Raw genomic sequence first — 24,631 nt, 5'->3', positions numbered from 1 at the left:
CTCTGCGGGGGCGCGTGCCCAAAGCGGGTTTTAAAATCGGATTATCCATGAGCCACCCCTTCCCCCCATCACCCGCCGGTGCGCCCCTGGGCGCGGCCGCTGCCGCCACCACCTTGCCCCCCGTGACCTGGCCCGACGACGCCCGCAAAGCGGCCTTCGAAGCCTGGCTGGCCCCCCTGGTGGGCCCTCGACAACTGCTGCCCGCGACCCTGCGCCCCGCCTCGGCCGATGCCAGCTTCCGCCGCTACCTGCGCATCGACACCGCCACGGGCATCAGCCACATCGTGATGGATGCCCCGCCCGACAAGGAAAACTGCAAGCCCTTTGTGCAGGTGCAAGGCCTGATGGCCGCCGCCGGGCTGAACGTGCCGCAGATCCTGGCCTGGGACGAGCCCACCGGCTTCATGCTTCTGACCGACCTGGGCCACCAGACCGTGATCGAGCGGCTGAACGCCGAAAAGCCCCAGGACGCCCATGCCTGGTACGTGCAAGCTACCGATGTGTTGCTGCAGTGGCAAAAAGCATCCACCCCCGGCGTGCTGCCCGCGTACGACGAGGCCTTGTTGCGCCGCGAGCTGGCGCTGTTCCCCGACTGGTACCTGGCCAAACACCGCAGCGTCACGCTGGATGACAAGCAACAGGCGACCTTGAGCAGCGCCTTTGATGCCATCGTGGCGCACAACCTGGCCGCCCCCAGCGTCTATGTGCACCGCGACTTCATGACCCGCAACCTGATGGCACCTGTAGAAGCAGGCGCCCCCCTGGGCGTGCTGGACTTCCAGGACGCGGTCTACGGCCCCATCACCTACGACATCGCCAGCCTGCTGCGTGACGCGTTCATCAGCTGGGAAGAGGAATTCATCATCGACATCACCGTGCGTTACTGGGAGAAAGCACGCAAGGCCGGCTTGCTGGGTGCCAACAGCGCCAGCGGCTGGGGTGATGACTTTGGCGAGTTCTACCGCGCGGTGGAGTGGATGGGCCTGCAGCGCCACCTCAAGGTCGCGGGCATTTTTGCGCGCCTGACGCTGCGCGACGGCAAGCCCAAGTACCTGGCCGACGCGCCACGGTTCATGGCCTACATCCGCGCCACCGCCAACCGCTACCGCCAGCTGGGCCCGCTGCTCAAGATGCTCGACCAGATCGAAGGCACCGAGCCCATGGTGGGCTTTGCCTACGGCCGCATGTAGGCTGGCACACCACCCTGCAACCAAAATATGATCAAAAAAGGCCCTCTGCGCGCGACCATCATGCGCAGAAAGCTATCAAAAACATAGCAAATGCCCCGTTTCCACTGCCCCGCTCCGCTGGCCACGGGCGCCGAGATCGAACTGCCCCCCGGCGCCGCGCGCCATGTGCAGGTGCTGCGCCTGCAGCCCGGCGATACGCTGACGCTCTTCAACGGCGAAGGGGGTGAGTTCGAGGCCACCGTGCTGAAAATGGGCCGCAGCGATGTGCTGGTGCGGGTGGGCGCGCACCACGCCACCGAGCGCGAGGCACCACGCGCCGTGCACCTGCTCGCGGGCATCACCGCCAACGACCGCATGGACTGGCTCGTGGAAAAAGCCACCGAACTCGGTGTGGCCAGCATCACCCCGCTGGTGGCCGAGCGCAGTGTGCTCAAGCTCAAGGGCGAACGCGCCGACAAGAAGATCGCCCACTGGCAGGCCGTCGCCGTGGCTGCATGCGAACAATGTGGCCGCAACCGCGTGCCCGTGGTGCACGATGCCATCGACCTGGCGGGCTGGGCCCGAACGCTGACAGGGGCGGCCTCTGCCACCGAGCCCGGGGCCGCGCAGCGCCTGCTGCTGTCGCTGCGCTCGGGCACGGCCCCGCTGCTGCGGGCGGCGACCCCGACCGGCCCCGTGCTGTTCCTCTCCGGCCCTGAGGGCGGGCTCAGCAGCGCCGAAGAAGAACTGGCCCTGTTGCATGGCTTTGCCCCCATCACACTGGGCCCCCGCGTGCTGCGCGCCGAAACCGCCCCCCTGGCGGCTCTTGCGGCGCTCACGCTGCTGTAGGGATGCTCCCCACGGGCCATCGCGTCGCGTGCATCTGCGGTCTCGGGGGGCTGCCACGTAGTAAATGCTCGCAATAGCTACGCCACGGCTATTGCTGCGCTGGACGCCTTGCAGCCCATAGCGGTCCGCAGCGCACACTTTCCGCTCGATGCCTGAAGAGCATCCCTGGCGCTATGCGACCGCGCACTGCAGGCCTTCGCAGGCACGTTGCGCGCCAACGTGCGCGACTCCGATGTGCTGGCCCGCTCAACGCACGGGCTTGAGCGCGCCGCAGTCGGCGGCCAGCCACTTGCCGGTCTGCGCCATGTCAAGCTGGTCGGACTTGCCATTGGTGGTGGTGTTGACCTTGAACTGGCCCGAGTAGGCCGTGGGGCCGTTGAAGGTCATGGTGCCCTCGCCCGTGGTGGGCGGCTGGCCCTGCGCGCCCTTGCAGCTGAAACGCATGGCCATCGAGTTTGGCCCGGTACGGTTCACGGTCTGCGTGCAGCCTTCCTGCGGCGGTATGCGGTCCAGGTCGGCCTGCTCGGAGCTGATGCACACCTTCAACGTGGTGGTGTTGCCACCCGGGCCCATGGCCACACCCTGCTGCGCGAGCATCTGCTCCATCTGCTTGCGCTGCGCGGGCGTCATGCTGGCCATGGACTTCTGCATCTGTGCCATGGCGGCCTCCATCTCGCCGCTCTGACTTTTCATGACCACGCTGTGTTCCCACAGGCCGGGGCGCATTTTTTGCACCTGGGCGTGGGCGCACGCCAACGCCGCGGTCAACAACAGGGCCGTGGTCAGGGCGATGGCGGGGTGGGGCATGGTGTGTCTTCCAGGGTGGGGTGAAGGGAGAAAGCCAGTATCTCCAAGCCGCACCGCGCTGCCAAGTACCGCAGCCCCTGCAGTCAACTACGCTTTTCATAGCTAAAAACCTTTACCAGATGCGCGGAAAGGCCGATTTTTATTCATAAAAACAGCGACCACCCGCTACCATCACACCATGGCCACCCACTACGAAACCCTGCACCCCGCCGACAGCTACCGCGAGGCCTTTGCCGTGGCACCACCCGACACCCCGCTGGAGCGCCACCTGCGCCCGCGCAAACCCGGGGCCTGCATCGTGTCCGCACCGGCGGCGGACGAAGCCAGCGGTGGCGACGCGCAGCGCATGCTGGTGCCAGCGCAATGGGGCCTGGTGCCGCACTGGGTCAAGTCGGCATCCGACGCCAAGCTGCGCGCGCCCAAGCTCGCCCATGCCAAGTCGGACCTGGCCTCCACCGGCACCGCGTTCCGCGACGCATGGCTGAACGGCCAGCGCTGCATCGTGCCCATGCAGGCATTTTTTGAAGACGACTGGCGCACCGGCAAGGCCGTGCCCACCCGCATCGCCCGCGTGGACGGCAAGCCCATGGGCGTGGCGGGCCTGTGGGCACGCTGGCAAGGCGCTGACGGTGAGGTGATCGTGAGCTACTGCCTGCTCACAGTGAACGCCAACAACCACGCGCTGCTGCAGCGCTACGGCCCTCCGGGCAGCGAGAAGAACATGCCCGCGATCCTGAACGAAGGCGCGTATGACGCCTGGCTTTCGGCCCGGCCTGACAAGGCCAAGGAGTTCATGCGGCAGTACGCGCCCCAGTGGCTCACGGCCAACCCGGTGGAGAAGAAGGCGGACAAGGTGCCCAAGGGGTGGCTGGGGTGAGTTTGGCGCAGGTGCGCTGGGTATTGGAACTGCACGCAGGGGGCCCACCGTCACACAAGTGCGAGGGTTCCAGCCCTCTTGATCCGCTGACTGACTCGCCTTCCGCCCCCATCAGGCGTGCCGAGCTTGCAGCAGTTCAATCACCTGGGTGTCGATGGCGTCTTCGCCCTCGGATGTTTGTCGGTGCATTAAACGTTCCAGTACGGAGGCTTTGGCCGTTCTCTTGAACGGGCCGACCACCGCTTGCCAGCGCCCGGTCAGCTGCAATGCCCCATATGAAGCAAACACCTGCTTCGATGCGTCGACAGTCTCTGCCTCATCAGCACCTGAAGCGCCGTGCGCCAGCAGCAACCGGACCATTGGCACACACCAGGGTCGCAGCTCGCTGTGTCTTCCACACAGCAGCAAGGCGATGGCTCCCAGCAAGCTACCGCGGAAAGTCAGGTGGTTGCGGCCTTGCCACAGATAGAGCTTGAACGGCTGCGACACATCCAGACCATGTTTCAACGGATGGGTCAATAGCTTCAGCACCTGGTCGGTATGCACACCCGCAGAAAATTTCCGGGCTGTCTGGCTTGGATCGGCGGGGAGAGACGCCAAGCGGAACTCCGCGTCGAAAACGTACTTCAGCACTGTGGACCGGAACCCGTCGTGGCTGCTCCAAGCATCAGTCGCCGCACCCGCATTCAACAATTCATTGATCTTGCATAGCTTGGCTTCCCAGCTGGGCGGGTACTGTGCAGCCATAGCCAACGGGTGCTCTCCGCCGGGCAGTACGGATGTCAAGGACAAACCCATGTCCAACAACTGCGGCAAGCTCACAGAGTCTTCACTGTCTTGCAGATAACCCATCAGCCGCTGCGCCAACGACTGTTGCAGTGGAGGAACTGCTTTCGCACCGCGTTGCTTCAACAGAGCGATGCTGCGATCGATCTCCGTGGACTGGAAATTGCCGCGAACTCTGTTCACGCTTCTCGCAAGCTCGTCATAAAACACCGAATCCGCCACGTTGATGTGGTGCATGATGCTGCCGCAGTTGCAGGGCTCACGTGTGATCAGCGAGTGTGAACGAAGACGTCCAAACGGCTCATCCGTCAGCGATGCGTGTTGCAGCGGAGCATCCAGATCAAGACCATCTTGCTGGCATACCCACGCCATGGCTTCCGGCACGACCAGCAGCAGATGCCATATCGACTCCTGCCGCATCAAGGCAGGCAAATCAGGGCCAGCCGCACGAAGCATCGCTTGCAGCATGCCCCCGATCTTGGCGGCCGGAAACTCCAGGAAGCCTGCAACGTACCGGTGTGCGTCGTGGGTGCTCAGCCGCCAGTCAATCGCTCTTTTCGCCAGCGCCGCCATCGCCAACGGCAGCGGATAGGGTGCACGAATCACGTGTACGTACAGTGGAAAGCCTGCAACCATCGCGTTGATGTCCACGCCCCGCTGAATGGCCTGCGCCACTTTCGTATCAGCCCCTTGTTTGGTCAGCGTCACCACCTTCTTTGCATCGGGCACCTCTGACGAAACCGCACGGGCTTTGAACTCTTTCGCAGAGATTTCCGTCAACCCGTGGTAATACTCCGTCACACGATAGTCTGTCTGGGTGTCACAGAAGTCATACTGCAAAAAAGCGACGCCTGAGCCCTGCCACGCCAGCAGTTGATCCGGCGTTAACGAACCCTGCTGCGCAGGGTCCTGATAGTCGAACGACACAACATCGCCCCTTGAACTCACACCATCAACACGGATCGGCGTCGGGCCTTCTGCGCTTGCGAACACGGCTGCGATATGAGACGAGCTTCGAAGAAACTCCGGTCCGGCTGCGGCGAGCATGTCTCTGAGTTGCTTTGCCGCCCCCGCGTCTGCACACACGAGTTTGAGCGCGATATAGATGGAAGACATGGCTGAAGTATTTCGATGGGTGAAAAGCGAAAGGGTCTCTGCGATTCTCGGGCCACCTGCGCACAAGATTCGACGATACATGCAAGGGCAGCGAGAAAATCGAATGCCGTGTTGTACGTTGTACGTCAGGGCCTAGGGCAACTATCCATGACCGTGCGGCACTGTTGAGCGAGGGCCACTACATCCTTCCAGCGAGCGGCTTGCGGTGACCGCCCAATGCCCAGACCGCGCCCTCTGGCCCACTACCTGCGACCGCTCGAAGAGAAAGTCGCTGGGTGCAATCCCTGAGAGTGATCACATGTACCCTGGGTGGCCCACGCCACGCTCAAAATGGGCGCAGATCAAGCGCTTACGAGTACGTTACAGACTACGCCTCACAACCCCCAGTCCCGCACACGGCACAGCCGCCCGAACCGCTCAAGGGTGAGGCAAAGTCCAGATAGTCGATGACACACGCACAGGCGCACCTGATGGGCCCACCAACGGCGGCCTTGCCTTCAACGGGCAAGGCCTGGATGCGTGGGACGTCGGTCTGCTGCAGCGTCACCGGCATCCACCGGCAGGTCGCGCCCGTCCACGCGCTCCCGCCCTCAGCACGTAGGACGCTGTGGCCGGGAACTGCATCGGCTTGTGCCGAGCACAGCAAGCGCACAATGGCAGCATTTTTGGGGCCGGATTCGAAGCAGACCCGCTACCCAACCTCAGCCCTTCAAGCGCCCCCTGACGCACTACCATCGATGAACCGTAACCTCTGGCTACTGGCCCTGTGCCAAGGCCTTTTCCTCACCAACAACGTCGTCTTCATCGCCATCAACGGCCTGGTGGGCCTGCAACTGGCCCCGTTTGGCTGGATGGCCACGCTGCCGGTGATGGGCTATGTGGTGGGCGGGGCACTGTCCACCCCGCTGGTAGCGCACAGCCAGGCGCGGTGGGGGCGCAAGGTGTCGTTCCAGATCGGGCTGGCCGTGGCCGTGGTGTCGGCCACGCTGTGTGCCTGGGCAGCGTTCAGTGCCAGCTTCTGGCTGCTGTGCGCGGCCACGGTGGTGGCGGGCTACTACAGCGCCAACGGCGGGCTGTACCGCTTTGCCGCAGCCGAACTGGCCACGCCGGACTACCGTGAAAAGGCCGTATCGCTGGTGCTGGCCGGTGGCCTGCTGGGCGCGGTGGCGGGCCCCAACCTGGCCAGCGCCACGCGCACGCTGTTCCCGGTGCCGTTTGCGGGCGCGTACATCGCGCTGATCGGCGTGGCACTGCTGTCCATGCTGTGCATGTCGGCCATCCGCTTCGAGGCGCAACCCGTGGTGCTCAACGCAGCGGGCCAGCGCGAGCAGGGGCGCCCCCTCACCGTGCTGATGCGCCAGCCCGCCTTCATCGTGGCCATTGTGGGCGCCGCGCTGGGCTACGGCGTGATGAACCTGCTGATGGCCGCCACGCCACTGGCCATGCAGGTGTGCGGCTTTGACTTCGACGCCTCGGCGCTGGTGCTGGAGTGGCATGTGATCGGCATGTTCGCGCCCGGCTTTGTCACCGGCCACCTCATCAAGCGCTTTGGCGTGCTGCCCGTCATGGGCACGGGGGTGCTGCTGAACTTTGCCTGCGTGGCCGTGGCGCTGATGGGCCTGGAGCTGCACCACTTCGGCATTGCGCTGTTCTTCCTGGGTGTGGGCTGGAACTTCCTGTTCACCGGCTCCACCACGCTGGCGATGACCGCCTACCGCCCCGAAGAGAAAGACCGCGCCCAGGCAGCCATTAACTTCTGCGTGTACGCCACGCTGGCGCTGAGTGCGTTTTCATCCGGCGTGCTGGTCACCACGCAGGGCTGGACGCTGCTCAACGCCGGGTCGCTGGTGCCCATCACCCTCACCGGGCTGGCGCTGCTGTGGCTGGCGCTGCAGCGCCGCCGCGCGGCGACGGTGTGACGCCTGCGCCCGAGGCCGCCACCTCGGCCTGCAGCCACTGCATGAAGGCGACCACCATGGGGTCGGGCTCGCGCGCGGGTGGCATGAACAGGCTGTAGCCCCGGGCGCCCGTGTCGGCATGCGGGTGGGCCAGGGCCAGGGTGCCTGCGTCCAGCTCGCGCTGTACAAAATACTGCGGCACAAGACCCACGCCCATGTCGGCACGCACGGCCTCTACCAGCATGGAGAACAGGTCGAACCGGTGGCCGCCCAGCCGGTGCTCCGGAACGCGGGTGATGCCTGCGCGCGCAAACCAGTCGTCCCAGGCGCCCAGACGCGAACTGAGCTGCAGCAGCGGCACGACGCGGAAGTCACCGCGCGCCATGGCCCGCCGGTGGCGCGCACCGGGCGCGCACACGGCCACCACCACTTCGCGCATGAGCGGGGTGGCCTCAGCGCCGGGCCAGCTCGCGTCGTCGTACTGCACTGCCAGATCAAACGGCAGCTCGGACATGTAGGTCTGCGTGGGAAACACTTGCAGGTGCAGGCTGCAGTGCCGGTGCCGGGCCAGAAAGGCGGGCAGACGCGGCAGCAGCCAGCGCTCGGCAAACACGGGCACGCAGCCCACCAGCAGCCGCGTGCCGTCGGGCCGCTGGGCCATGGCTTCGAGCGTGTGGTTCTGCAGCCGCAGCAGGTCGCCCACCACCTGGCTGTGGTAGCGCCGCCCGGCGGACGTGAGGCGCGAGCCGCGCGCGCTGCGCTCAAAGAGCAACACGCCCAGCTGGGCCTCCAGGTGGCGGATCTGCTGGCTGACGGCGCTGTGCGTGATGCACAGCTCCTCGGCCGCCTGGCTCACGCTGTGGTGGCGGGCCACGGCCTCGAAGGCCAGGAGGGCTCGGGTGCTGGGAATGTGACGGTGCATGGAAGGGGCAGGCAAAGCGGGGGTGTAAGAAAAACTGTCAGCCCACCAAATTAAAGCAAAGCGGGCGCGGCGCACTCGCGCGACGATGGGGGGCATGCAAGCTCCGCGCCCACGGCGAGGTGCTGTGCCTTTCGTTGTTGCTTTTGCTTTGCCCTTCTGCTCCATGACATTCACCTCCTCCCGCCTCCGCCGCCCCAAGCCACCCACGCGCTGTGCGCCATTGCCCTGGCCGCTGCCAGTTGGGCAGCCCCTGTCGCGGCCCAGAGCGCCGTGGCGTCGGCGCCCGAGCAGCTCAGCCCCGCCGTGGAAGCCGCGTTCACCCGCCTGCAGGCCTCGCCGCGCATCACCCAGCTGATGGACGCGGTGCGCGCCGACCACAACCGCTCCATCGACGACCTGAAGATGCTCACCGAGATCGAGGCGCCGCCCTTCAAGGAGCAAAAACGCGCCGAGGCCTTTTTGGCGCGACTGCAGGCACTGGGCCTGACCCACGCATCCATCGACGCCGAAGGCAATGTGGTGGGGCTGCGCAAAGGCACGGGCAAAGGGCCCAAGCTGGTGATCTCGGCCCACCTGGACACGGTGTTCCCTGCTGGCACCGACGTGAAGGTGAAGGAGCATGACGGCAAGCTGATGGCCCCCGGCATTTCGGACAACACCCGCAGCCTGGCCGTGCTGCTGTCGTGGCTCAAGGTGCTGAACGAGCAGAAGATCGAGACCGTGGGTGACCTGCTGTTTGTGGGCAATGTGGGCGAGGAAGAACTGGGCAACCTGCGCGGCATGAAGCACCTGTTTGCCGAGCACCGCGACATCGACGGCATGGTGGCCCTGGAGCCCGCCGCCGACGGCAACGTGCTGGTGCTGGGCACGGGCAGCCACCGCTACGAGGTCACCTTCAAGGGCCCGGGCGGCCACAGCTATGCCGCGTTTGGCCGCGTGCCCAGTGCCATCCACGGCATGGGCCGCGCCATTGCCAAGATCGCAGACATCAAAACCCCCAGCTACCCCAAGACCACCTTCACCGTGGGCACGGTGGGCGGCGGCACCTCGGTGAACACGATTGCGCCCGATGCTCGGATGGCGGTGGACATCCGCTCTGATGCGATGGCACCGCTGCTGGAGACCGAAAAGAAGATCCTCGCCGCCATCGACGAGGCCGTGACCGAAGAGAACCAGCGCTGGGGCGTGCAGTCGCTCAGCGTGTCGCACAAGCTGATCGGCGACCGCCCGGGCGGGCAGACTGCGTCCGACGCACTCATCGTGCAGGCTGCTGTGCGCGCCAACCGAGCCCATGGCCGCAAGACGGTCCTGGGCGGGGCCAGCACCGATGCCAACGTACCCATGTCGCTGGGCATCCCGGCCATCGTGATGGGCGGCGGCGGCAAGACGGGCGGCTTTCACGCGCTGTCCGAGTGGATCGACCTGACCGACGCCTGGCAGGGCGCGCAGACCTCGCTGATGACCGTGCTGGGTCTGGTCGGTGTACGGGGGGTGAGCGAGCCGCTGCTGGAGAAGCGCCGAGGAAAGTAGCCCCCCTGAGCGGCTTCGCCGCTTCCCCCAAAGGGGGACGCCACCAGCGCGGCGGGGCGGCCCTTGCGCGGTGGCACTGGCCTAGGAGCCTGTCTTGGCGCGTGTGAGCGCAGCGACCGCTCATTGCTGCGCCACCCCCGAACCGTTCGGGCAGAGCCTGTCGAAGGCGGGGCACTGCGCAGGCAACGCGCAGAGCGAGGGAGCGCGGAATTCACCTTTGTTGACACAGGGCGCCCGCCCGACTGCGTAAGAACGTGTTTACGATCTCTCTTTTGTTTTTCTTGCGCAGGAGATCACCATGGGCTTGCTCGATTCCGTCTTGGGTGCCGTCATCAACAACGTGTCGCAGGGCGGCGCACAGGCTTCGGCAGGTGGCGCAGCAGGCGGCCTAGGTGGTTTGATCAGCCTGGCTGCGCAAAACCCGCAGCTGGTGCAGGCCGTGATGTCCCTGATCAGCAACGACGGCCCGGTGGGCGGCCTGCCGGGGCTGATGGCCAGGTTTCAGCAAGCGGGGCTGGGCAATGTGATTGCCTCATGGCTGAGCACGGGGCCCAACCAGGCGATCTCGGGCGAGCAGCTGTCCAACGTACTGGGCAGCGGCCCGCTGTCGCAGATCGCGTCGCAACTGGGCGTGGGCCCGGGCGTCGCTGCGGGCCAGCTGGCCCAGGTGCTGCCGGGCCTGGTGGACCAGCTCAGCCCCCAGGGCCATGCGCCCCAAGGCGGGTTTGGCAATGCCAACGACCTGTTCGGAATGCTGGGCGGATTGCTTCAAAAATAATAGCAATCAACGCTTGATGGATGCGCGCAAAAGCCCTTTTTTCCTCATTTTTTTGATCACTGCGCCAGCGGGCAGCGCCGCACCAGCCACTGGCGCAGCAGGTCGAACACGGGCTCGGCCAGCTCGGGGCTTTCGTTGAACAGCTCGTGGTACAGCGGCTCGAAACAGTGCGACTGCACCAGGGCCTTGGGCGCGGCGGCGGCAAAGGCGCGGCTACCTGCGGGGTTGACCAGTTTGTCGCTGCCCGCCCAGATCAGCAGCGTGGGCACACTCCAGTGCGCAGCGCGGGCCACGGTGGCGGGGCCTCCGTCGGCGATGAAGCGGGCCAGGCGCGCGCTGATGCGGTCGTGGCACAGCGGGTCGGCCAGGTAGGCGGCGGGCACGGCCGGGTCGTGCGAGAGGTATTGCGCATCGAGCCCGTTGCCCACGCGCAGGTTCGGCGCGATGCGGGGCAGCGTGGCCAGCAGCAGTTTTTGCACGGCGTTCAGGCCCGGGTCCAGCGCGGGAGATGACAGCACCAGCGCATCGATGGGCCTCAGGTGCATGGCCGCAAACCGCGCGGCGACCAGCCCGCCCATGCTGTGGCCAAGCAGCACCAGGGGCTGGCCTTGGGGCATGCGGGCGCGGGTAGCGTCCACCAGGTCGGCCAGATCATCCAGCAAACGCAAGTCCCTGGTGAGCCCCCCGCGCGGCCCGGCGGACTCGCCATGGCCATAGTGATCGTAGCCGCGCACGGCAAACCCCCAGTCGTTCAGCCTGCGCGCCACATGGTCGTAGCGGCCCACATGCTCGCCCAGGCCATGCACCAGCAGCACGGTGCCCCGACAGGGTTCGCCTTCTGGCAGGGGCCAGTCCTGCACGGCCAGGTTCTCGCCGTCGCTGGCGGTGAAGGAGGTGAGGGTCGAAGGGGTTAGTGCGTCAGCGTTCATGGGCAGCAGGGCTGTCAGGGGATGGCACGCAGCATACCCGGCAGGCCTCCAAAGCCCAATGAAAAAGGGGCAGGCGATGCTGCCCCACCACAGGGTTCGGAAGCGCAACCCGCGCCGGTCAGACTGCCGCAGCAGCGGCCGCCTGGTGCTGCGCCATGCCCGCAATCACCTGCGCCACGGCAGCGGTGAGCTTCTTGGCATAGGGCACATGCAGGAATTCGTTGGGGCCGTGGGCATTGCTCTTGGGGCCCAGCACGCCGCAGACCATCATCTGCGCGGTGGGGAAGCCCTCGCTGAGCATGTTCATGAGCGGGATGGTGCCGCCCTGGCCGATGTAGCCGCAGGGAGCGCCGAAGTGGGCCTGCGACGCATCGTTGAGCGCCTGCTCGAACCAGGGCGTGGTGCTGGGCGCGTTCCAGCCCGTGGCGCCGCTCGTGCCCTGGAACGTGACCTTAGCCTGGTAGGGCGCGTTGTCTTCCAGCAAGGACTTGAGTTCCTGCACCGCCTGGGCAGCATCCACCAGGGGCGGCAGGCGCAGGCTGAGCTTGAAGGCGGTGTAGGGGCGCAGCACGTTGCCTGCATCCTGCAGGGCCGGGAAGCCTTCGGCGCCGGTCACGCTGAGCGTGGGCTCCCAGGTGCGCTTGAGCAGGGCCTGCACCGGGTCGGTGGTGGTGGGCAGCGCAAAGGTGGTGGAGCCGCCGCAGTCGTAATGCGCCCACGGAAAGCGCCGGTACACCTCTTCGCCCAGGATGGCGGCCGTGGCGCGGGCCTGGGCCAGGCGGTCGGCGGGCACCTCGCAGTGGAAGCTGGCAGGCAGCAGGCGGCCGGTGGCGCTGTCTTCGAGGCGGTCGAGCACCTGGCGCATGATGCGAAACGACGAGGGCACCAGGCCCGAGGCGTCACCCGAGTGGATGCCTTCGGTGAGGATTTCAACCTTGAGCGTGCCGGTGGCCATGCCGCGCAGGCTGGTGGTGAGCCACAACTGGTCGTAGTTGCCCGCGCCCGAGTCCAGGCACACCACCAGCTCCACATTGCCCATGCGGGGCTTGAGGGCCTCGATGTAGGGCAGCAGGTCGCGCGAGCCGCTTTCCTCGCAGGTTTCGATCAGGCCGACGATGCGGGGGTGGGGCACGTTCTGGCGCTTCAACTCCTGCACAGCGGCGATGCTGGCGTAGACCGCATAGCCGTCGTCGGCGCCGCCACGGCCATAAAGCTTGCCGTCTTCGTATTTGGGGGTCCAAGGGCCCAGGTCGTTGCGCCAGCCGCTGAATTCGGGCTGCTTGTCGAGGTGGCCGTACATGAGCACGGTGTCGGTGGCGCCGGCCTGTGTGGCGTCGATTTCAAAGAACAGCACGGGGGTGCGGCCTTCGAGGCGCACGACTTCGAGCTTGAGGCCTTCGACCTTTTGCGATTCGACCCAGGAGGCGGCGTTGCGCACCACGGTGTCCAGCAAACCCTGCGCGGCCCAGTCGGGCGAGAACATGGGCGACTTGGCGGGAATAGCGATGTAGTCGGTGAGCTGGCGAACAATGTCGTTGTCCCAGGCTTGGCTGACGCGCTGCAGCGCAAGCTCAGGCTGAAGGACTTGGGAGGGCACGCGGGCGTTCATGGTGGAGCTCCTGAAGGCGAAAGATGATCAATTCGCCATTCCAACACAACCCCCCGCCGGGCGCCATGGCTCCACAAAGAGAGCACTTGCGCAACTCGGGATGCAGCACCCGCTGCACCCGGGAATGCGCCACCAGCCAGTGCACTCCTTCCGGGGGCTGTTTCTGTGTCCTGTTTCCAAGTCCTGTTTCTCGGCGCCAGTCATAACAATGAACCGGGCTGGGTCTCGGGACTGATCTGGTTCGCCAACTGGGCGCTGGGGCGCCGCAGGCCCGTGACCACCTCGACGCGGTTGCGGCCGTTTTTCTTGGCCTGGTACAGCGCGCGGTCGGCGGCGGCAATCAGCATGTCCCAGCTGTCCGCCGACTCCAGGGGCCCGCCAAACACGCCAATGCTGACTGTGACCGCAATGCCTGGGCCTGGCATGCCGTCGATGGGGCAGTGCAAGTCCTCGACCGCCTTGCACAGCTCGCGCGCGAGCTGTTCGGCGCCCCTCAGGCCCGTGTCGGGCAGAAGCACCATGAACTCTTCGCCCCCATAGCGGCCCACCAGGTCCTGCGCGCGCAAACGCTGGCGAAGCACGTCGGCCACACCGCACAACACGCGGTCGCCCACCGGATGGCCATAGCGGTCATTCACGCCCTTGAAGTGGTCGACGTCCACCATCATCAAGGCCATGGGCTCGCGCATGCGCAGCGCTCGGGCCATATCACGGTCCAATGCGGCAATGAGCGAACGGCGGTTGGCCACGCCGGTGAGAGGGTCCTGTGCGGCGAGAACGCGGTTGCTCTCGTCAGCCCGGTCGCGCGACATGAACACAAACCCCACCGAACCGAGCAGCACCACCAGAAATGCAGTGAAAAACGTGAGCGTCTGTCCGCCCCCCGCAGTCAGCATGCGGTCCAGCCTGGGCTCCCCGTCCATCTGAAGCACCATCACCACACGGATCACAAAGACAACGCCCTGAAAAGCCAGTGCTGCAGCGAGCAGCCACGCGCCCCGACCCACCCGACGGCGCTTCTCGGACACCAGATCCCACAGTGTCCATGTAGCGAACGCCCCCAGCACCAGGCTCACTGCGATCACGCGGGCAACGAAGTCCTGCTGAAAAATGAGCAAGGACAACAGCAAAATACCCATCAGCGCCGCGATTGCGCGCCAAGGCATGCGCAGCCCATGAAACTGCCGCACGGCCATCTGCATGCAGACAAACACAGCGCCCAACATCAGGTTGGCGGTGAGCACCGAGAGGCTGTCCGGGATGCGCCCACGCAGTGAAAACAAGGCATAGGCCGCCGCGTTGAGCAGCAGCGCCAGGGACCACCAGCGCAGGCCATCGTTGTGGCGGCTCCAACCCACCACCGCAATCCCTGCGGCCATGGACAGCGACGTCAGGATCACAACCGCGAACAGCGTCGGTACATCAGCGGGAAAAGACGGCATCGTGGACAACAAATGACAAGCCAACAGAATAGCGGACTTGAGCGGCGCTGAGTCAGTCTCCGCGATGTGGCGGACCCTGGATAGGGATGGGCTGTCCACGAGGGGGATTGTTCAGCGTTGCCTGAACCGGAATTTGCGCCCGGAAGGCCCGCCAATCACACCCAACGCCGGATTGCCCCGGGGCACCGCACCGCAGGCGCACTGCGCACATTGCCCAGATGCAGTGACACGCCCCGGCAGTGCCGTGCTGAGTGCTCAGTGCTCAGCGGGCTCGGGTGGCGCGACCAGGGCAGTCCGGGTGGCGGCGCGTGACAACACGGGGGCTGCTTCGCCACCCCCCAAGAGCCTGAACACCCCGACCGCCCCCGCCAGCCGGGTGGCCTGATCGCGCAGGCTTTGAGCGGCGGCAGCCGACTGCTCCACCAGCGCGGCGTTTTGCTGGGTCATCTGGTCGAGCTGGTTTACGGCGGTGTTGACCTGGCCAATGCCATCGGACTGCTCGCCCGAGGCGGCCGTGATCTCGCCAATGATGTCACCCACGCGTTTGACGGAGCCCACGATCTCGTCCATGGTGCTACCGGCGTTCTGCACCAGGCGCGCGCCCGATTCCACCCGCTCCACCGAGGCGCCGATGAGCGCCTTGATCTCGCGCGCGGCAGAGGCAGAGCGACCGGCGAGGTTGCGCACCTCGCTGGCCACCACGGCAAAACCTCGGCCTTGTTCGCCTGCGCGGGCAGCTTCTACCGCAGCGTTGAGTGCCAGGATGTTGGTCTGGAACGCAATCGAATCGATCACACCGATGATGTCCGCGATCTTGCGCGAACTCTGGTTGATGTCGCCCATGGTGGTGACCACCTCGCCCACCACCTGGCCGCCGCGCGCAGCCACGGCAGCAGCGGTGCTGGCCAGCTGGTTGGCCTGGCGCGCGGCGTCGGCCGACTGGCGCACGGTGGCCGTGAGCTGGTCCATGCTCTGCGCGGTCTGTGCCAGGCTGCTGGCCGTGGCCTCGGTGCGGGCCGACAGATCCTGGTTGCCGCTGGCGATCTCGGCGCTGGCGGTGGTGATGCTGTCCACCGCCGTGCGCACCTGCTGCAGCATCTGCGTGTAGCGCTGGCGCATGCCCTCGACCTCCTGCACCAGCGCACCGATCTCGTCACGCCGCGTGGTGCGGAATTCTTCCGTCAAATCTCCCTGCGCCACCAGGGTGATGGCCTGGGTCAGCCCCTGCAGCGGGCGGCTCACACCCCGGCGCAGCATCACAAACAGGCCAATGGCCAGCAGCACCACAGCCACGGCCATCATGCCCCACACGGCCAGCGTCACACGGCGCTGGCTGGCCATGGCCTCGCCGTCGGCCACCTCGGCCACCACCCACCACCCGCCACCGGTTTTGCGCACCAGCGCCCAGGGGTCCGTGGCGCCTGCGCCCAGCACGGGGGCGGCCTCGCGCACAAAGCCGTCTTGCGACGCGGCCAGCGTTTCGAAGAAGGGACGCGCCTGCGGGTAGGCCTCCAGCACGCGCTTGCCGCGCGCCGTGGGGTGGTACACAAACACCGCCTTGTCGAGAGAGGTGCCGGGGTTAATCACGTAGGTGCCGCCGTGCTCGAAAAATTTGGTCTGCGTGACCTGCTTTTGCAGCATGGTGTGGAACACGCTGATGTCGTTGCCGATGAACAGCAGCGCAATCACCTTGCCCGAGGCGTCCTTGGCGGGCAGGTAGTGCCCCATGTAGGGCTTGCCTGCGACCGAGGTCACGCCCGTGTAGGGCTCACCCTTGGACACCGTGGCATAGGCCGGGTCGTCCTTGCCCAGCGGTGTGCCCTGCTGGCGCTCGCCCTTGTCGTTCTTGACCGAGGTGGTGATGCGGATGAAGTCGTCGCCCTTCTTGGCGAACACCGTGGCGATGCCGCCGGTTTCGTTGGCGAATTTGTCGACCGAGCCGTAGTCCTCGTTGACCAGCGCGCCGTAGCTGCGCAGTTCGCCCGAGGCCTCGTCGAGCTGCATGGTGGCCTCGAAGTAGCGCTGGAAGCCCTTCATGGTGAGCTGCACCAGCTCGCGGTTGGTGTTGTCGGCCGCATCCAGCGACTGCGCCACGCTCTGCGCCGTATCACCCACGCTGGCTACCACCTGGGCACGGGTGCTGCGCTCGGTCAGCACCGCAATCGCCAGCCCCACCAGCACAAGCACCAGGGCCACCAGACCAATGGCGGCCAGCGTGACCTGCCGCGCGACGGAACGGTTGTTGGCAAGGGATGCTGCCATTGGGAATGTCTCCTGCGAGTGAATACGAATGCCGAATGCACGAAGCCGGCTGGACCGGTCTGCTCTGAATCTACGGCCAGAGTCTTGTTACATTTATTCACGCATTCCCTTACGCAATTGCGCGGACTGGAGGCGCAGGGCGATTGCGCTTAGAGGTGCTCTGCGTGGGATCAGCGCCCTGCAGAAGCCGCCAGCGCCCGGTCCCGCCACGCCAGACCGGCCGAGGTGTCGGCCGCCGGGCGGTATTCACACCCCACCCAGCCGCTGTAGCCCAGCGCGTCCAGCGTCTCGAACAGGAACGGGTAGTGCAGCTCACCCCGGTCGGGCTCGTGGCGGCCAGGCACACCAGCGATCTGGACATGCGCCACGCGGCCTGTGGGCAGGTAGCGCTGCAACTTGGTGGCCACGTCGCCCTCGACGATCTGGCAGTGGTACAGATCCATCTGCACCTGGAGGTTGTCGGCCTGCACGGCGTCGAGCAGCTCGTGGGCATGATCCTGGCGATTCAAAAAATAACGCGGCACGTCGCGCAGGTTGATGGGTTCTATCAACACCTTGCGCCCTGCGCGCGCCGCCGCGTCGGCCGCCCAGCGCAGATTGCCCGCGCACAGGTCCTTGAGCGATTCACGCTCAACCCCCGGCGGCACGATGCCCGAGAGCACGTGGATGTGCGGGCAATCCAGCGCCTCGGCATAGCGCAGCGCCTCTTGAACGCCCGCGCGGAACTCAGCCTCGCGCCCGGGCAGCGCGGCCGTGCCCCGCGCGCCTTGCTCCCAGGCAGTGGCCATGGCGGCGCGGTCGGCGCCACCGGCCGGGGCATTCATCAGCACCAGCTGCAGGCCGTGGTCCGCCAGCCGCGCGGCCATTTCGGCGGGTGCGAAAGCGTAAGGAAACTGGCACTCCACCGCCGTGAACCGGTCGCGCGCGGCGGCGGCAAAGCGGTCCAGGAAGGGCAGCTCGGGGTACATCAGGCTCAGGTTGGCGGCAAACTGGGGCATGGCAGGCGGGGGCAGGGGCGCAAGACAACAAGGAACGCAAGGAGAACCCTGCAGCTTATCCTGCACAGCGCGCACGCCCTCGCGTAACGCACCAAAATACAAGCAAAAAAGGCCGTCTCCGCGCGATGGATACGCCTTTATAGCTATACATTTAATAGCATCGTACTCAACCCGCAAAACGCCCGCCCACCATGCGCATCGGAGAGCTCGCCCGCCGCACAGGCACCACGCCCAAGGCCATCCGCCTGTACGAAGCACGGGGCCTGATGGGCGCCGTGGCGCGTGCGGGCAGCTACCGCCACTATGGCGAGGCCGATGTGGCGCGCGTTTTGCTGATTCGCCAGGCGCAGGCGCTGGGCTTTCGGCTGGCGGAGCTCGATGGCCTGCCCCACATCGACACCACTGCGGGCTGGGAGCGCATGGCGCAGCTGGTGGCCCGGCGCCGCGCCGCCGTAGCGCAGGAGCTGGCGCGCCTGGCCGCGCTGGACGCCCAGCTGGCCCTGCTGGAGGCCGAGCTGCACACCTGTGACACGCTGGCCGTGCCCGCCACGCCCCAGGCCTGCGTGGCGCCCGCCGCACTGGCAGCCCCGGCACGGCCGCGCACCCCATCGCTTTCTATTGACCGGACCGCTTGACTCTGCCCCGTGGGGCAAGGTGAGCATGCCTCCATCAACAACTTCTGTGTGATGGAGATTCCGTGGCAAAACAACACATCCTGGTCCTCTTGGGCCACCCCGCCGCCGAGAGCCTGTGCGCCGGCATGGCACGCGCGTATGCCGAGGGCGCGCTGCAAGCGGGCGCAGAAGTGCGCTTTCTGGACCTGGGGCAGCTCGCGTTCAACCCCCTGTTCCAGAGCTATGGCGCAGCGCAGCCGCTGGAGCCCGACCTGCTGGCCGCGCAGGCCGACATCACCTGGGCGGACCACCTGGTGTGGGTCTACCCCATCTGGTGGGGCGCCATGCCCGCGCTGCTCAAGGGTTTTATCGACCGCACGTTTCTGCCCGGCTACGCGTTCAAGTACCGCCAGGGCTCGTCGCTGTGGGACAAGCTGCTGGCAGGCCGCTCGGCCGAGCTGCTGGTGACCATGGATTCGCCGCCCTGGTACTTCCGCTGGATCACGCGCATGCCCGGGCACCACCAGATGAAAAAGGCCATCCTGGAGTTCTGCGGCATCCGCCCGGTGCGGGTGCACAGCTTTGGCCCGGTGCGCAGCGCCAGTGCCGAGCGGCTGGCGCAGTGGGTGGAGAAGGCGCGGCAGCTGGGGCAGCGCCAGGGGGCGCGCGCCGCGCCGGGCAAGCCGCGCCCGGCGCCGGTTACTTCGTCGCCGCCATCGCCTTTGCAGTGAAGGCCTGCACCGCGGCACGGCCCACTGCCGAGTCGTCGGTGAAGAATCCGTCGATGCCTGCGCGCAGGTAGGCCGTGATCTCGGCCACGCTGTCGCCGCGCACGGTGCCATCGGCGGCGGGCGCCTTCTTGAGCCCGGCGGGCAGGAAGGCGTTTTCAGGCCGCAGCGTCCAGATGTGCACGGCCAGCCCTGCGGCGTGGGCCTGAGCGACCAGCGGCGTGGGCTCGCCGGGCACACCGTCCTTCACCGGCACCACAAGGGTCTTGAACGGGCCGATGGCGTTGGCGTAGGTGGCCACCTGCTTGAGGCCGTCGGGCGTGATCAGGTCGGCATAGCCGCGCGTGTTGGCCGCGCCCTGGGCCACAAAGTCATAGGGCCGACCGGATGGCGCGACCAGCTGCACCAGGCGCACGCTGCTGAGCTTGCGGATCGCCTGCAGGTTGGCCACCTCGAACGACTGCACGAACACAGGCGCGTCCTTGTGGTTCCAGCCGTTCTTCTCGAGCACGGCCAGCAGCGGCGCCTCCAGCGGCAGGCCGATGGACTGGAAGTAGGTGGGGTGTTTGGTCTCGGGGTAGATGCCGATGGTCCTGCCCGTCTTCGCGCTCTGGGCCTTGGCCAGGTCGATGACTTCCTGCAAGGTGGGCACCTCGAACTGGCCGTTGTAGGCCATGTTGGCCGGGCGCAGCGCGGGGATGCGCTCGCGGGCGCGCAGGGTCTTGAGTTCGGCCAGTGTGAAGTCTTCGGTGAACCAACCGGTGATGGTCTGGCCGTCGATGGTCTTGGTGGCCTTGCGGCCCGCGAACTCGGGGCGGTCCACCACGTCGGTGGTGGCTTCCTTCACCGAGCCGTCGGAGTTCAGGATGGCGATGGCGTTCTCGTGCCGGGCTACCAGCACGCCGTCCTTGGTGATCACCAGGTCGGGCTCGATGATGTCGGCGCCATCGTCAATGGCCTTCTGGTACGCGGCCAGCGTGTGCTCGGGCCGCAGGGCCGAAGCGCCTCGGTGGGCTATCACGGTGGGAGTGGGTGGCCAGGCCTGGGCCACGGCGCCCAGCGCCGAGGTGACCAAAACGGTTGCGGCAAGGATCTTCAGAGGGGCAAAGCGCATGTGTTGTCCGGGAGCGGGTTACTACCCACTCACCATAACCCGGTTGCGTGACGCGCGCATGGCGTACGCAAGCGCATGGCTCCAGCCAGCGACCGCCGCGCAAGGGCCGCCAAGCTGCACATGCGGCGCTTCGCTTGCGTGCGCTGGCGGTGTCTCCCTTCCCGAACGGCCTCGCCGTTCGAGAGAAGGGGGAAGGCGCGAAGCGACTCCGGGGGTTGTACCCTGCCTACGCGTGTTCGAAGTGGAAGACGGCCGTGCCCGCGCGGGCGTTGGGCAGCCAGCGCACTTCCTGCCCATCCTGCAGCCCGAAGGAGTCGAGGATGCGCAGGCTGTTCTTGGTGGCCAACACCTCAAAATCCTTGTACGTGCCGACGCGGATGTTGGGCGTGTCATACCACTGGTAGGGCAGGCGGCGCGTGACGGGCATGCGACCGCGCAGGATGGACAAGCGGTTGGGCCAGTGCGCAAAGTTGGGGAACGCCACCACGCCGGTGCGCCCCACACGCGCCGTCTCGCGCAGCATGGTCTCGGCATTGCGCAGATGCTGCAGGGTGTCGATCTGCAGCACCACGTCAAAGCTGTTGTCGTCGAACATGGCAAGCCCCTCGTCGAGGTTGAGCTGGATCACATCGACGCCGCGCTGCACGCAGGCCAGCACGTTGGCGTCGTCGATCTCCACGCCATAGCCGCTGCAGCCGCGCTCGCGCTGAAGGTAGTCAAGCATGGCGCCGTTGCCACAACCGAGGTCGAGCACGCGCGAGCCGGGGGGCACCAGGCGCGCCAGGGCTTGCATTGCCGCTGTGTCCGTCATGCTGTCAACTCCTTGGCAATGCTATTGAAATAAGAGCGCATGACGCTCATGTAGCGGGCGTCATCGAGCAAAAAGGCATCGTGCCCATGGGGCGCGTCGATCTCGGCATAGCTCACGCTGCGGCGGTTGTCGAGCAGGGCCTTCACGATCTCGCGGCTGCGCTGAGGTGAGAAGCGCCAGTCGGTGGTGAAGCTCACCAGCAGGAACCTGGCCTGCGCCCGGGCCAGGGCGCGCGTGAGGTTGCCTGCGTGGGTGCGCGCAGGGTCGAAGTAATCGAGCGCGCGGGTGATGAGCAGGTAGGTGTTGGCGTCAAAGTAGTCGCTGAACTTGTCGCCCTGGTAGCGCAGGTAGCTTTCGATCTGAAATTCAATATCCTGGGTGCTGTATTTCAACTCCAGGCCTTCCCGAAGCTGACGCCCGAACTTCTCGTTCATCACGTCGTCGCTGAGGTAGGTGATGTGGCCGATCATGCGGGCAATGCGCAGGCCGCGCTTAGGGATCACGCCATGGCGGTAAAAGTGGCCGCCGTGGAAGTCCGGGTCGGTCACGATGGCGCGGCGCGCCACTTCGTTGAAGGCAATGTTCTCGGCCGTGAGGTTGGGCGCGCTGGCCACCACCACGGCGTGGCGCATGCGCTCGGGGTACTGCAGCGTCCAGCTCAGCGCCTGCATGCCGCCCAGGCTGCCACCCAACACAGCCGCCAGCTGCTGGATGCCCAGACGGTCGAGCAACCGCGCCTGGGCGTTGACCCAGTCTTCCACCGTGACCACGGGAAAGTCCGCGCCATACACCTCGCCGGTGTCCGGGTGGTGGTGCATGGGCCCGGTGGAGCCAAAACAAGAGCCCAGATTGTTCACGCCGATGACGAAGAAACGGTCGGTGTCCACCGGCTTGCCCGGACCGATCATGTTGTCCCACCAGCCCTCGCTCTTGTCCTGCCCGGCATACACGCCCGCCACGTGGTGGGATGCGTTGAGGGCGTGGCACACGAGCACGGCGTTCGAGCGGTCGGCATTGAGGGTGCCGTAGGTTTCGTAGGCCAGATGGTAGTCGCGGATGGACGCGCCGCTTTGCAGCGGCAGCGCATCCTGGAAATGCATGGACTGGGGTGTGGCGATGAACGACATAGTTGGAACCGGTAAGCCCTCACGTTCCACCGCTTGCGCCGCCGTCGCACTCTGAAGAGCAGCCTTTGCCGGGGCAGGCCCCTGGCAAAAAAATACCCGGCGTCGCTAAAAACGAGGCCGGGCAGGTATGTCGGACGGGTCTTTAGCAGAATTTATAAAGCGCCCGCAAGCTGTGGCAAATCGGCGCGTGCGGCAAATATACCAAAGCAGCGCCGCGCCGCCCAGCCCGTTTCATCGATCGGCTCAGCCCGCCGACGAAAAAATCGCCAGCAGCCCCAGCACCAGAAAAATCGCGGCCGACACCAGATGCACCGCACGGATGGGTACCTTGCGCGTGATGCGCTCGCCCAGCCAGACCACCGGCGCATTGGCCAGCATCATGCCCAGCGTGGTGCCCGCCACCACCCACAGGTAAGCGTTGTATTTGGCGGCCAGCATGACGGTGGCGATCTGGGTCTTGTCGCCCATCTCGGCCAGGAAGAACGCCACCAGCGTGGTGCCAAACACGCCCCAGCGCGGCGAGCCGTCGGCTTCGCCTTCATCGAGCTTGTCGGGGATCAGCATCCAAACGGCCATGGCGATGAACGATGCGCCCAAAATCCAGCGCAGCACCTGGGGCCCCAGGAAGGTGGTCACCCAGGCACCCACTGCGCCCGCCAGGCCGTGGTTGACCAGGGTGGCGACCAGGATGCCCAGCACGATGGGCCAGGGTTTGCGAAAGCGAGCTGCGAGCACCAGCGCCAAAAGCTGCGTCTTGTCGCCCATTTCGGCGAGCGCGACGATGGCGGTGGAGATGAAAAACGGTTCCATGTGGGGGTCCTATCCGGCCGGATGGGTGGAAAACGCATTGACTGCACCCCGACTCCGGCCATTTGGATCGGTTTGCAGTCAATGGTCTCGCCCAGTTCAAAAAAACCGCATGCGCCATAGGTTCACAGAACCCAAGTTTGTTGACGCATGCCCCCGGCGCATTGCACAGCCGGGCGGGCTACTCCCCAAAGACTCAGGGATTTTACCCTATGGTTTGTGCGGAGATTGGCCACAAAACCACGCCCTTCGCCTGTTTTGGGGCACCCGGCCCAGAAATAAACCCCCACGCAGTCCATAAAGTGATTGATAATGGATTCGCTTTTCTGCTTGCAGAGGGCAGCTAACATAGCGGTGATTGGTCAGTTTCGCGTCTTTGAAGTCGTCACAGGTTTGTTGATTGCGTCGGGCTCCATCGCGTTTTCATGTTTTTTCAGGAGTCCTTCATGGGCAACAAACTCTACGTGGGCAACCTGCCCTATTCCTTCCGCGATCAAGATCTGGAACAAACCTTCAGCCAGTTCGGCTCCGTGGGCAGCGCCAAGGTCATGATGGAACGCGACACCGGCCGTTCCAAGGGTTTCGGCTTTGTCGAAATGGGCAGCGATGCCGAAGCACAAGCCGCGATCCAAGGCGTGCATGGTCAAAACTTTGGCGGCCGTGACCTCGTGGTCAACGAAGCCCGTCCTATGGAGCCCCGCGCTCCCCGTAGCGGTGGCTTCGGTGGTGGCAATGGCGGCGGCGGTTACGGCGGTGGCCGTAGCGGCGGCGGTGGTGGCTATGGCGGCGGCGGTTACGGCGGTGGCCGTGAAGGCGGTGGCGGCGGCTACGGCGGCGGTCGCGGCGGTTACTAAAAAGACCTTTCTGCAGGCATTCGTGTCTGCAGTGGGCAAATAAAAGGAGCCTTCGGGCTCCTTTTTTTCTTGCTGTGCCGTCCTGCGGAACGGGCGCAGCTCCCTGAGGCGGTGGCATGCGCAGTGGCGAAGCCTGGGGCCATTTCTGGGGCCCGCGCAGCATGGGCGCCACAGAGCACATTGCCGCTTGCTTTTTCCACAAAAGTGTGGCGCATAATGGGTTTGCGGGGCTTTTCCTCGCTTCCAAGTTTGCGGTGATCCGTCAGTTTCGCGCTGAGAGCGTCATTGAGATTAGCTGGCTGCGTTTTCGGGACTCCATCGCTTTATCCATGTGTTTTTGAGGAGTCCCTCGATGGGCAACAAACTGTACGTCGGCAACCTGCCTTATTCCGTGCGCGACAGCGATCTGGAGCAGGCTTTTGGCCAATTCGGCGCGGTAACCAGCGCCAAGGTCATGATGGAGCGCGACACGGGCCGTTCCAAAGGCTTTGGCTTTGTGGAAATGGGCAGCGACGCAGAAGCCCAGGCGGCCATCAGCGGCATGAATGGCCAGCCCCTTGGCGGTCGCAGCATCGTGGTCAATGAAGCCCGCCCCATGGAACCC

General features: G+C 65.8%; 22 protein-coding genes and 1 riboswitch. Of the genes, 10 read left to right on the top strand and 12 right to left on the bottom strand.

Annotated features, from left to right (window positions below; genetic code table 11):
* Positions 1-47 precede the first annotated feature (47 nt).
* The gene (locus DBR12_RS04430; RefSeq protein WP_108616139.1) at positions 48-1,190 is read left to right on the top strand and encodes an aminoglycoside phosphotransferase family protein; all 1,143 of its coding nucleotides are present in this window, start codon (positions 48-50) and stop codon (positions 1,188-1,190) included.
* 90 nt (positions 1,191-1,280) lie between these two features.
* Positions 1,281-2,018: a 16S rRNA (uracil(1498)-N(3))-methyltransferase gene (locus DBR12_RS04425; protein ID WP_108616138.1), complete on the top strand. Its 738-nt coding sequence runs from the start codon at positions 1,281-1,283 to the stop codon at positions 2,016-2,018.
* A gap of 246 nt (positions 2,019-2,264) precedes the next feature.
* Here DBR12_RS04425 and DBR12_RS04420 read toward each other — a convergent pair whose 3' ends face one another.
* Positions 2,265-2,825 (bottom strand): DUF3617 domain-containing protein, encoded by a 561-nt coding sequence (locus tag DBR12_RS04420; RefSeq protein WP_108616137.1) that lies wholly within the window; start codon positions 2,823-2,825, stop codon positions 2,265-2,267.
* A gap of 178 nt (positions 2,826-3,003) precedes the next feature.
* On the opposite strand from DBR12_RS04420, the gene DBR12_RS04415 reads away from it, so the two are divergent.
* The gene (locus DBR12_RS04415; RefSeq protein WP_108616136.1) at positions 3,004-3,702 is read left to right on the top strand and encodes an SOS response-associated peptidase; all 699 of its coding nucleotides are present in this window, start codon (positions 3,004-3,006) and stop codon (positions 3,700-3,702) included.
* A gap of 111 nt (positions 3,703-3,813) precedes the next feature.
* Here the strand turns inward: DBR12_RS04415 and DBR12_RS04410 are convergent, their stop codons facing one another.
* Positions 3,814-5,604 (bottom strand): hypothetical protein, encoded by a 1,791-nt coding sequence (locus DBR12_RS04410; protein WP_108616135.1) that lies wholly within the window; start codon positions 5,602-5,604, stop codon positions 3,814-3,816.
* A 737-nt stretch (positions 5,605-6,341) separates the two neighbouring features.
* On the opposite strand from DBR12_RS04410, the gene DBR12_RS04405 reads away from it, so the two are divergent.
* Positions 6,342-7,523 carry an MFS transporter gene (locus DBR12_RS04405; protein ID WP_108616134.1) on the top strand — a complete coding sequence of 394 codons (1,182 nt, stop codon included), beginning with the start codon at positions 6,342-6,344 and terminating at the stop codon, positions 7,521-7,523.
* On the opposite strand, the gene DBR12_RS04400 is transcribed toward DBR12_RS04405, so the two are convergent.
* On the bottom strand, positions 7,465-8,424 hold the full coding sequence (locus DBR12_RS04400; RefSeq protein WP_108616133.1) for a LysR substrate-binding domain-containing protein: 960 nt from the start codon (positions 8,422-8,424) through the stop codon (positions 7,465-7,467). The genes DBR12_RS04405 and DBR12_RS04400 overlap by 59 nt on opposite strands.
* A 210-nt stretch (positions 8,425-8,634) precedes the next feature.
* Between DBR12_RS04400 and DBR12_RS04395 the strand changes: the two genes are divergently transcribed.
* Positions 8,635-9,954, top strand: coding sequence for a M20/M25/M40 family metallo-hydrolase (locus DBR12_RS04395; RefSeq protein WP_108616132.1), 1,320 nt, complete (start codon positions 8,635-8,637; stop codon positions 9,952-9,954).
* Positions 9,955-10,252: 298 nt separating this feature from the next.
* Positions 10,253-10,732, top strand: a complete 480-nt coding sequence (locus DBR12_RS04390) for a YidB family protein (protein WP_108616131.1) — start codon at positions 10,253-10,255, stop codon at positions 10,730-10,732.
* Positions 10,733-10,788: 56 nt separating this feature from the next.
* On the opposite strand, the gene DBR12_RS04385 is transcribed toward DBR12_RS04390, so the two are convergent.
* The 5 genes from DBR12_RS04385 to otnI form a co-directional block, all read right to left on the bottom strand.
* The gene (locus DBR12_RS04385) at positions 10,789-11,661 is read right to left on the bottom strand and encodes an alpha/beta hydrolase (RefSeq protein ID WP_108616130.1); all 873 of its coding nucleotides are present in this window, start codon (positions 11,659-11,661) and stop codon (positions 10,789-10,791) included.
* A 118-nt stretch (positions 11,662-11,779) separates the two neighbouring features.
* Complete coding sequence (locus tag DBR12_RS04380; RefSeq protein WP_108616129.1) at positions 11,780-13,270, bottom strand: M20 family metallopeptidase; 1,491 nt, start codon at positions 13,268-13,270, stop codon at positions 11,780-11,782.
* A 200-nt stretch (positions 13,271-13,470) separates the two neighbouring features.
* Positions 13,471-14,712: a diguanylate cyclase gene (locus DBR12_RS04375; protein ID WP_108616128.1), complete on the bottom strand. Its 1,242-nt coding sequence runs from the start codon at positions 14,710-14,712 to the stop codon at positions 13,471-13,473.
* Positions 14,713-14,967: 255 nt separating this feature from the next.
* Positions 14,968-16,974: a methyl-accepting chemotaxis protein gene (locus DBR12_RS04370; protein WP_233244296.1), complete on the bottom strand. Its 2,007-nt coding sequence runs from the start codon at positions 16,972-16,974 to the stop codon at positions 14,968-14,970.
* A gap of 170 nt (positions 16,975-17,144) precedes the next feature.
* On the bottom strand, positions 17,145-17,972 hold the full coding sequence (gene otnI / locus DBR12_RS04365) for a 2-oxo-tetronate isomerase (protein ID WP_108616127.1): 828 nt from the start codon (positions 17,970-17,972) through the stop codon (positions 17,145-17,147).
* Positions 17,973-18,163: 191 nt separating this feature from the next.
* On the opposite strand from otnI, the gene DBR12_RS04360 reads away from it, so the two are divergent.
* Both DBR12_RS04360 and DBR12_RS04355 read left to right on the top strand, forming a co-directional pair.
* Entirely contained in the window at positions 18,164-18,607 is a 444-nt protein-coding gene (locus DBR12_RS04360) for a MerR family transcriptional regulator (protein WP_108616126.1), read from the top strand.
* A gap of 62 nt (positions 18,608-18,669) precedes the next feature.
* Positions 18,670-19,317 (top strand): NAD(P)H-dependent oxidoreductase, encoded by a 648-nt coding sequence (locus DBR12_RS04355; RefSeq protein WP_108616125.1) that lies wholly within the window; start codon positions 18,670-18,672, stop codon positions 19,315-19,317.
* Here DBR12_RS04355 and DBR12_RS04350 read toward each other — a convergent pair.
* The 4 genes from DBR12_RS04350 to DBR12_RS04335 form a co-directional block, all read right to left on the bottom strand.
* On the bottom strand, positions 19,286-20,428 hold the full coding sequence (locus tag DBR12_RS04350; RefSeq protein ID WP_108616124.1) for a glycerophosphodiester phosphodiesterase: 1,143 nt from the start codon (positions 20,426-20,428) through the stop codon (positions 19,286-19,288). The genes DBR12_RS04355 and DBR12_RS04350 overlap by 32 nt on opposite strands.
* Before the next feature lie 226 nt (positions 20,429-20,654).
* On the bottom strand, positions 20,655-21,239 hold the full coding sequence (gene metW / locus DBR12_RS04345) for a methionine biosynthesis protein MetW (protein ID WP_108616123.1): 585 nt from the start codon (positions 21,237-21,239) through the stop codon (positions 20,655-20,657).
* Entirely contained in the window at positions 21,236-22,366 is a 1,131-nt protein-coding gene (locus tag DBR12_RS04340; RefSeq protein WP_108616122.1) for a homoserine O-acetyltransferase, read from the bottom strand. The genes metW and DBR12_RS04340 overlap by 4 nt, the downstream gene beginning before the upstream one ends.
* 243 nt (positions 22,367-22,609) lie before the next feature.
* On the bottom strand, positions 22,610-23,176 hold the full coding sequence (locus tag DBR12_RS04335) for a TMEM165/GDT1 family protein (protein ID WP_108616121.1): 567 nt from the start codon (positions 23,174-23,176) through the stop codon (positions 22,610-22,612).
* Between the two features lie 5 nt (positions 23,177-23,181).
* Positions 23,182-23,375, bottom strand: a riboswitch (yybP-ykoY riboswitch).
* Positions 23,376-23,619: 244 nt separating this feature from the next.
* On the opposite strand from DBR12_RS04335, the gene DBR12_RS04330 reads away from it, so the two are divergent.
* The gene (locus tag DBR12_RS04330) at positions 23,620-24,027 is read left to right on the top strand and encodes an RNA-binding protein (RefSeq protein ID WP_108616140.1); all 408 of its coding nucleotides are present in this window, start codon (positions 23,620-23,622) and stop codon (positions 24,025-24,027) included.
* Positions 24,028-24,379: 352 nt separating this feature from the next.
* The coding region (locus DBR12_RS04320) for an RNA-binding protein (RefSeq protein ID WP_146185469.1) at positions 24,380-24,631 on the top strand (252 nt) is incomplete at its 3' end.

This window comes from Acidovorax sp. HMWF029 (assembly GCF_003060895.1).
Classification (GTDB): Bacteria; Pseudomonadota; Gammaproteobacteria; order Burkholderiales; family Burkholderiaceae_C; genus Acidovorax.
This window is presented reverse-complemented; position numbering and strand designations above follow the sequence as displayed.

Bases quoted from the DNA above. Each gene is read 5' to 3' on its own strand.
- DBR12_RS04370 (WP_233244296.1), bottom strand. From the start codon at position 16,974: ATGGCAGCATCCCTTGCCAACAACCGTTCCGTCGCGCGGCAGGTCACG.
- DBR12_RS04400 (WP_108616133.1), bottom strand. From the start codon at position 8,424: ATGCACCGTCACATTCCCAGCACCCGAGCCCTCCTGGCCTTCGAGGCC.
- DBR12_RS04375 (WP_108616128.1), bottom strand. From the start codon at position 14,712: ATGCCGTCTTTTCCCGCTGATGTACCGACGCTGTTCGCGGTTGTGATC.
- metW (WP_108616123.1), bottom strand. From the start codon at position 21,239: ATGACGGACACAGCGGCAATGCAAGCCCTGGCGCGCCTGGTGCCCCCC.
- DBR12_RS04420 (WP_108616137.1), bottom strand. From the start codon at position 2,825: ATGCCCCACCCCGCCATCGCCCTGACCACGGCCCTGTTGTTGACCGCG.
- DBR12_RS04405 (WP_108616134.1), top strand. From the start codon at position 6,342: ATGAACCGTAACCTCTGGCTACTGGCCCTGTGCCAAGGCCTTTTCCTC.
- DBR12_RS04380 (WP_108616129.1), bottom strand. From the start codon at position 13,270: ATGAACGCCCGCGTGCCCTCCCAAGTCCTTCAGCCTGAGCTTGCGCTG.
- DBR12_RS04385 (WP_108616130.1), bottom strand. From the start codon at position 11,661: ATGAACGCTGACGCACTAACCCCTTCGACCCTCACCTCCTTCACCGCC.
- DBR12_RS04340 (WP_108616122.1), bottom strand. From the start codon at position 22,366: ATGTCGTTCATCGCCACACCCCAGTCCATGCATTTCCAGGATGCGCTG.
- DBR12_RS04425 (WP_108616138.1), top strand. From the start codon at position 1,281: ATGCCCCGTTTCCACTGCCCCGCTCCGCTGGCCACGGGCGCCGAGATC.
- DBR12_RS04330 (WP_108616140.1), top strand. From the start codon at position 23,620: ATGGGCAACAAACTCTACGTGGGCAACCTGCCCTATTCCTTCCGCGAT.
- DBR12_RS04410 (WP_108616135.1), bottom strand. From the start codon at position 5,604: ATGTCTTCCATCTATATCGCGCTCAAACTCGTGTGTGCAGACGCGGGG.
- otnI (WP_108616127.1), bottom strand. From the start codon at position 17,972: ATGCCCCAGTTTGCCGCCAACCTGAGCCTGATGTACCCCGAGCTGCCC.
- DBR12_RS04335 (WP_108616121.1), bottom strand. From the start codon at position 23,176: ATGGAACCGTTTTTCATCTCCACCGCCATCGTCGCGCTCGCCGAAATG.
- DBR12_RS04430 (WP_108616139.1), top strand. From the start codon at position 48: ATGAGCCACCCCTTCCCCCCATCACCCGCCGGTGCGCCCCTGGGCGCG.
- DBR12_RS04350 (WP_108616124.1), bottom strand. From the start codon at position 20,428: ATGCGCTTTGCCCCTCTGAAGATCCTTGCCGCAACCGTTTTGGTCACC.
- DBR12_RS04360 (WP_108616126.1), top strand. From the start codon at position 18,164: ATGCGCATCGGAGAGCTCGCCCGCCGCACAGGCACCACGCCCAAGGCC.
- DBR12_RS04390 (WP_108616131.1), top strand. From the start codon at position 10,253: ATGGGCTTGCTCGATTCCGTCTTGGGTGCCGTCATCAACAACGTGTCG.
- DBR12_RS04415 (WP_108616136.1), top strand. From the start codon at position 3,004: ATGGCCACCCACTACGAAACCCTGCACCCCGCCGACAGCTACCGCGAG.